Source organism: Acetobacter sp. AAB5 (genome assembly GCF_050106715.1).
In the GTDB taxonomy this organism is placed as follows: domain Bacteria; phylum Pseudomonadota; class Alphaproteobacteria; order Acetobacterales; family Acetobacteraceae; genus Acetobacter; species Acetobacter oryzifermentans.
The window spans coordinates 1-223 of sequence record NZ_JBNIEW010000088.1 but is presented as its reverse complement, the minus strand read 5'-3'; the positions used below and the strand labels follow the sequence as shown (position 1 = coordinate 223).

Here is a 223-nt window from a genome sequence, read left to right as displayed (position 1 = left end):
GATGTGCGGAGCGGAGAGCCCGGCCTCGGCATATTGGGCGGCCTGAGTGTTATGGTCAATAAAGCGGTCTGGCAGGGTGAGGGGGCGGAAGCGGACGTTGTCCAAAAGGCCTGTGCGGGCCAGATGGTGGCCAACAAGGGAGCCAAAGCCACCTTCCGAACCTTCCTCAATTGTGATCAGCACCGCATGGTTGCGGGCCAGATTTTCCACCAGTTCCGTATCA

Annotated in this window: 1 protein-coding gene; it reads right to left on the bottom strand. The window is 59.6% G+C overall.

Annotated features, from left to right (window positions below):
* Nucleotides 1-223 (bottom strand): transketolase C-terminal domain-containing protein (locus tag ACP7IZ_RS13925; protein WP_426849770.1); only part of this gene is annotated, 223 nt, incomplete at both ends.